The sequence below is a fragment of the Micromonospora sp. M51 genome, from assembly GCF_018070305.1.
Classification (GTDB): Bacteria; Actinomycetota; Actinomycetes; order Mycobacteriales; family Micromonosporaceae; genus Micromonospora; species Micromonospora parva.
The window spans coordinates 1-1766 of the sequence record NZ_JAGPXZ010001026.1 but is presented as its reverse complement, the minus strand read 5'-3'; the positions used below and the strand labels follow the sequence as shown (position 1 = coordinate 1766).

Here is a 1766-nt window from a genome sequence, read left to right as displayed (position 1 = left end):
GTACGACTTCGCGGTGCAACCGCTGATCAGCAGCTTGGGTTTGCCGCCGGCGGCGCCGTCGTTGCGGACGCACTGGCCGACCTTGGCGAACCGGGGATCGGCCGACGACTCCGGCGCCGCCGCGCTCGGCGCGGGCTCGACCGCGTCCGCGCTGGGCTCACCGGCAACCGCCGCCGGACTGCTCGGCGCCGCCGCCGGCGCCGGTTCGCTCTGTCCATCGCGGAACCAGAACACACCGGCGACGGCCAGCACCACGAGGACGACGGCCAGCACCGCGATCAGCGGCCCCCGGCCGCGCCGGCCCGGTGCCGGATCCTCGCCGTACGGGTCGTCGGGCCGGTACGGCGGCTGCCCGCCGTAGGTCGGCGTCGGCTGGTACGAGCCGCCGTAGGGCGCGCCGGGCGCTGCACCGTACTGCGTTCCCGCACCGCCTCCGTAGGTCGGCTCGCCGTATGACCCGGGCCCCTGCGGGCCGGGCGGATACGACGAGACCGCCGGCGGGTAGGACTCGGGCGTCGGTGGGTACGACTCGGGCCTGGGCGGGTACTGCCGCTGCACCGGATGACCTGGTGTCTCATCGGGTCGCTGGCCACGCCACGGCCCCGGGTGGCCGCCTCCCGGTTGTCCGTAGTTCGTCATGCCGCCCTCCTGCACGAGTGGTGAGAGGCCGGCCACCAAAGCGCGACGCGGACTCCGAGGTCACCGTAGCGTGGTCCACTGATGAGCTCACCTCCACCGAGCGCCACGGCCCTCGCCGGCCGTCGCGTCAGCACCACACCGGCACTGATCTGGACCGCGTTGATCGTGGTCTACCTGCTCTGGGGGTCGACCTATCTGGCCATCCGGATCACCGTGGAGACGCTGCCCCCGCTGCTGTCGGCCGCCCTCCGGTTCGCGGTGGCCGGCCTGTTCCTGGCGGTGGTGCTGGGGTTGCGCCGGGGCCCCGGCGCGCTGCGGGTGGACCGACGGCAACTCGGCTCCGTCGCGTTGGTCGGGGTGCTCCTGCTCGCCGGTGGCAACGGCCTGGTGGTGCTCGCCGAATCGGGGCCGCCCGGCGTCGCGGTGCCGTCCGGGATCGCCGCGCTGCTGGTGGCCACGGTGCCGCTGCTGGTGGTGCTGTTGCGCTCGGCCACCGGGGACCGGCCGCCGCTCTGGACGTTCGCCGGGGTCACTGTGGGCTTCGTCGGCCTGATCCTGTTGGTGCTGCCCGGCGGTGGTTCGGGCGCGGTGCCGCTGGTCGGGGCGTTGACTGTGGTGGCGGCGACCGCCTCCTGGTCGGTCGGGTCGTTCCTGTCCGGACGGATCCGGATGCCCGCCGACCCCTTCGTGGCCACCGTGTACGAGATGGTGGCTGGCTCGCTGGTGCTGGCGGTCGTCGCCGCCGGTCGGGGCGAACTGGCCGACTTCCACCCGGCGGCGGTCAGCACCCGGTCCTGGTTGGCGCTGGGCTACCTCATGGTGGCTGGTTCACTGGTGGCCTTCACCGCGTACGTCTGGCTGCTGCACAACGCGCCGATCTCGCTGGTGTCGACGTACGCCTACGTGAACCCGGCGGTCGCGGTGGTGCTCGGCGCGCTGCTGGTGGCCGAGCCGGTCACCCCGCAGGTGCTGCTCGGCGGTGCCGTCATCGTGGCCGGGGTCGCGGTGGTGGTGGTCACCGAACGGCCGCGTCGGTCCGGCACGGGATCACGATCGGGGGTCACGCCGGTGCGCGAGCGTCGGTAACGTCCGGGCCATGTCGGCCGCCGCGCTGGTGTCGATCGCTC

At 73.7% G+C, this 1766-nt stretch carries 2 protein-coding genes; one reads left to right on the top strand and one right to left on the bottom strand.

Features of this window, described 5'->3' with window-relative positions; translation table 11 throughout:
- On the bottom strand, positions 1–639 hold a 639-nt coding region (locus KBX53_RS32065; protein WP_210863574.1), incomplete at its 3' end, for a hypothetical protein.
- A gap of 81 nt (positions 640–720) precedes the next feature.
- On the opposite strand from KBX53_RS32065, the gene KBX53_RS32060 reads away from it, so the two are divergent.
- Positions 721–1725, top strand: a complete 1005-nt coding sequence (locus tag KBX53_RS32060; RefSeq protein ID WP_210863572.1) for an EamA family transporter — start codon at positions 721–723, stop codon at positions 1723–1725.
- The last annotated feature ends 41 nt before the right edge of the window (positions 1726–1766 follow it).

What these genes read in the sequence shown, in the direction of transcription:
- KBX53_RS32060 (WP_210863572.1), top strand. Translation starts at nt 721, where the DNA reads ATGAGCTCACCTCCACCGAGCGCCACGGCCCTCGCCGGCCGTCGCGTC.